This window comes from Deltaproteobacteria bacterium (genome assembly GCA_011773515.1).
Taxonomy (GTDB): domain Bacteria; phylum Desulfobacterota; class Deferrimicrobia; order J040; family J040; genus WVXK01.
This window is the reverse complement of the sequence record WVXK01000065.1, coordinates 54,648-58,596: the sequence shown is the minus strand read 5'-3', so window position 1 is coordinate 58,596 and position 3,949 is coordinate 54,648. Positions and strand designations below refer to the sequence as shown.

Annotated in this window: 4 protein-coding genes; 1 reads left to right on the top strand and 3 read right to left on the bottom strand. The window is 59.4% G+C overall.

All coding sequences use genetic code 11. The annotated features are described in order from the left end of the window. Positions 1-106: 106 nt before the first annotated feature. Both GTN70_08240 and GTN70_08235 read right to left on the bottom strand, forming a co-directional pair. The gene (locus GTN70_08240; protein ID NIO16974.1) at positions 107-889 is read right to left on the bottom strand and encodes a hypothetical protein; all 783 of its coding nucleotides are present in this window, start codon (positions 887-889) and stop codon (positions 107-109) included. A gap of 237 nt (positions 890-1,126) precedes the next feature. Next, complete coding sequence (locus tag GTN70_08235) at positions 1,127-2,071, bottom strand: hypothetical protein (GenBank protein NIO16973.1); 945 nt, start codon at positions 2,069-2,071, stop codon at positions 1,127-1,129. A gap of 225 nt (positions 2,072-2,296) precedes the next feature. Between GTN70_08235 and GTN70_08230 the strand changes: the two genes are divergently transcribed. Further along, the gene (locus GTN70_08230) at positions 2,297-3,058 is read left to right on the top strand and encodes a prolipoprotein diacylglyceryl transferase (protein ID NIO16972.1); all 762 of its coding nucleotides are present in this window, start codon (positions 2,297-2,299) and stop codon (positions 3,056-3,058) included. On the opposite strand, the gene GTN70_08225 is transcribed toward GTN70_08230, so the two are convergent. Continuing rightward, on the bottom strand, positions 3,042-3,949 hold a 908-nt coding region (locus GTN70_08225), incomplete at its 5' end, for a hypothetical protein (protein NIO16971.1). The two genes, GTN70_08230 and GTN70_08225, sit on opposite strands and share 17 nt — an antisense overlap.

The window sequence follows — 3,949 nt, the reverse complement described above, 5'->3', positions numbered from 1 at the left end:
ATTACCATGCAGTTTCTGGTTTCTCGTTTCGCGTTTCGCGTTCAACCGGAAACGGTAAACTGTGCCCTGTGGCACTGCTGCCCTGCTTTCTTTTGTTCTCTATTTTTTACTCTCCCTTGAACCGGGGTGTCCTCTTTTCAAGAAAGGCTGTCACGCCCTCTCTGAAATCGGATGTTGCGAACTGTTTTCCGAGGGCCTGCCGCTCCCTCTCGAGCTGTGTTTCGAAATTTTCAAAAAAGGCGCTGTTGAACAGGGCTTTGGCCCTGGCAAATGCCCTCGTTGGTCCCGCCGCCACCTTTTTCGCCACCTCGTAAACGGCCTCGAAAAGCTCCTCCCCGCCGAAAACCCCGTTGATGAGGCCCAGGGTGAGGGCTTCCCTTGAAGACAGGGTCCTGCCGGTGAGCATCAGCTCCATGGCCCTGTGGTATCCCATCTCACGGGCAAGGAGAAATGTGGCGCCACCGTCGGGGGAGAGCCCAATGTTACCGTAGGCAAGGACAAAGGTCGCTCTCTCCGAGGCGTAGACCAGGTCGGCAGACAGGGCTATCCCGATCCCTGCGCCTGCCGCCACCCCGTTGATGGCGGAAATCACCGGTTTCTCCATCCTTCTCACCTCGGCTATTATCGTGTGGAGGTACACGGGAAGCAGCCGCATGTCGTATCCGCCATCCCTGATACCCTTCTCCATCAGGCCGATGTCCCCCCCGGCGCAAAATACCCTGCCGGCCCCGGTTATGACGACACAGCGCACGCTTCCGTCAGAACCGGCGTTAAAGAGGGCCTCGAGCAGCTCTTTTCCCGACTCGAGGTTGAACACGTTCATCCTCTCCTCCCTTAAGAGAGTAATCACGGCAATCCCCTCTCTCTTTTCCAGGCTTATCCACGCCATTTTCCTCCTCCCCCTTGGCTTATTTCTGGAGCACTCTTTTGCAGGACCGGGCATTTCGCAGCCCCGTGAAAGGTGACCTTCCCCGCCAGGGCCTGACCCCGGTGATGAGCCTTCCCCCTGCCGGCGTAACGGCCAAACGCTGCCCTTCAGGCGCATCGAGGACTGGAGGCGAATGCCTCTGAAAAAGCATACCAGGCAGCTTGCCGGCTGGCAAGAAAGCGGGGCAGCACGGGCAAATCAGAAGTATCCCGTCTCTATGCCCAGCAGGTCGTCGTAGGCAGCCGCAAGGGAGCAGAACGTAAAGGGAATGGTGACCAGGAGTCCTACGCCGAAGAGCAGGGCGCCGCCTATGTTGACGAGGAAGAGGACAAAAAGGAAGAGGAAGAGGGAAAACCAGTTTTTCGTGACGAACTTCCTGCTGATCTCCATCGCCTGCCAGAAGTCGATCTCCCGGTCAACGATGAGAGGAATGGTGAAGACGTAGGAGACGGCCAGGTAGATCCCCGGAACCACGAGGAGAACGAGCCCCACGATCGTGAAGAAGCCGGTGAGCAGCCCGCCCAAAAGAAGGGGGAGAAAAAAGCCGAATCCCAAGAAGAAGTCGGCGAACTCCGTCCGCTGCCTCTTGATCATCTTGAATGCCATGATGTAAAAACCACCGATCAGCGGGGCGTAAATGGCAGCTCTTACGAGGAAGCCCAGCATCGGCAGAAACTGCAGGGCAAGGTTGACAAAAATGGTGAGGGCGGAAAACCCGATAAACCCGCCGGCGTTCTCCTTGAACAGCTCCCACCCCCGTGAGAGGTACTCATGCCTTTTTACCCGGTACTCCCTGCCAACGAGCCCCTCCCATTCATGGTCGCTTACCTTCTTCCCGATGGTAAAGGGGGAAGGAGATTTTTTCCGCAACGCCCCGGCAATGACGACTCCCCCGTCATCGGGGCAGAATCTCGTCTCCTCACTGAACGTTCTCCCGCAGACGACGCACCGGGGGACCAGCATTTCCTCCTCGACGAGCCTGGAGCCGTCATCGTCGCAGTAGTTGGAGCCCTCGGGATACGTTCTCCCGCACTTCGGGCAGACAGGATTTCGGAGGAATTCCCCGGAAAGGTCCGCCCCGCAGTGAATGCAGAATTTCGCACCCGTCTCGAATTCCGCCTGACACCCCGGACACCTGATCATCGTTTGCTCCAAGAGAGCGGGACACGGGCAATATCCCCGGTTGACGGGGCCCCCTGTCTTCCATCCCGATCACTTTTAATACATACCATAATGAGATAACGATTCGGCGAATAATTTGGGGGTGCTTCGAGGTGAGGGAGGGGGAAAACGGGGAAAGGGCGTGTACAAACAGAGCATTATGGTTTAAAAAGGATATAGCCAAAAAATTTCCGTAACCGGGTCGTCATGCTGCCGAGCCTCTACATTCCCCCATACAAGCTTTTCGGGTACATCCCGATCAACCCCTTCGGCGTGCTGGTCGCTCTCGCCGTGATCGTGGGATTCAAGATCGGCCGGAGGCGAGCAGTTCAAACCGGCCTCGATCCCGACATCATGGCCGACGGGATGTTCTGGCTCCTCATCGTAGCGTTCGTCATGGCCCACCTGGTATCGGACATCCTCTACTACCCCGACGAAGTCAGGAAGAACCCCCTTACCCTTCTTGCGGTCTGGAGGGGGCTCTCCTCGTACGGGGGGTTCATCGGCGGCGCCCTCGGCGCCCTCGTCTACTTCCGGTGGAAAAAGGTGCCCGTTTTGCGGTACGGCGAGGCGGTCATCTTCGGCCTCGTCCACGGCTGGGTCATCGGCCGCATCGGCTGTACGATCGTGTTCGATCACCCGGGCCGGCAGACAGACTTCATCCTCGCCATGGCGGACCCCTCGGGCGTGGTGCGCCACAACCTGGGCATGTACGAGATGTTTCTGACCCTTTTGCTCATAATCGTCCTCCACGCAACCAGGAACACCCGCCCCTTCGAAGGTTTCCAGCCGGCACTGGTCATGCTCCTCTACGCGCCGGCCCGCTTCCTGCTCGACACCCTTCGCGTGGCCGACACGAGATACCTCGGTCTTACCCCCGGGCAGTACTTCTCGGTGCTGCTGATGGCGTTGGCCCTCGTATGGCTCATCAGGGGCTTCGGTCGGAAAACCGTTAAAAGTAGTAGGTGATCCACACATAGGCGCTGTCGGATGGTTCGGTGAACAGGCCCGATCCGGCAAGATCGAAGCCCCCGAACTCGGTGCCTCTCTCCCCGTACGCCACGTTTCCCCCCACGGTTACCTGGACATCTTCCGCCAGGTCCCAGACGGCGCGGGGCTGGACAATGCCCGAGGGATCGTCCAGGTTGTTTATCACCGTCAAAAAGAGGTTGAAAAGGGGATGGAGCTCCACCATCACGTGGCCGCTCAGATAGGCCCGCCCCAGGACGAACAGCTCGCCCCGCTCCAGCCTCTCCCGGATGTCGGGGTCGAGGACCGCCTCGGCGTAGCGCCTGTCACCCAGGCCGTTTAGGTAGATCTCGAGGAACCCGTAAAAGTTCTTCTCCCCCCAGACCCATGAGTAGTCGACGTTCGCCACCAGGGACAGGTAGTCGTCGTTTCCCCGGTTTTCCCTGAGAAACGTCCAGGTTCCATCCACGCGCCAGGCGGCATCTCCCAGATACCCGGTGCTCCCGATCCCGACGACGGTGTCCCGGTAGTGTTTCGCCGCCATCAGGTCGAGCTCCGTGGTCCCCCGGGGGAAGTGCAGTTTCCCGGCAAGCGAGCTCTGTGGCCATACCGGGTCCCCCGTCGAAGGATCCCTCCTCTGGACGTAGAGCAGCTGGAGCTCCCCCCGGCTACCCGCCGGAAACCGGGCGTTCAACATGTCATCGCCGACCTTGTAGTCCCGCTCTATATCGGTGGGAGAAAAGGGGTTTACCAGGTCGAAGGGGTTGAAGATCAGCCCGTTTCCCCAGGTCACGGCCTGCCGGCCGATGCGCAGGCTCCCCCACCCGGGCTGGAGTCCGAGAAACAGGCGGTCCAGGCGGTGGTAGAGGGCGTGCCCTTCATCATCGTCTA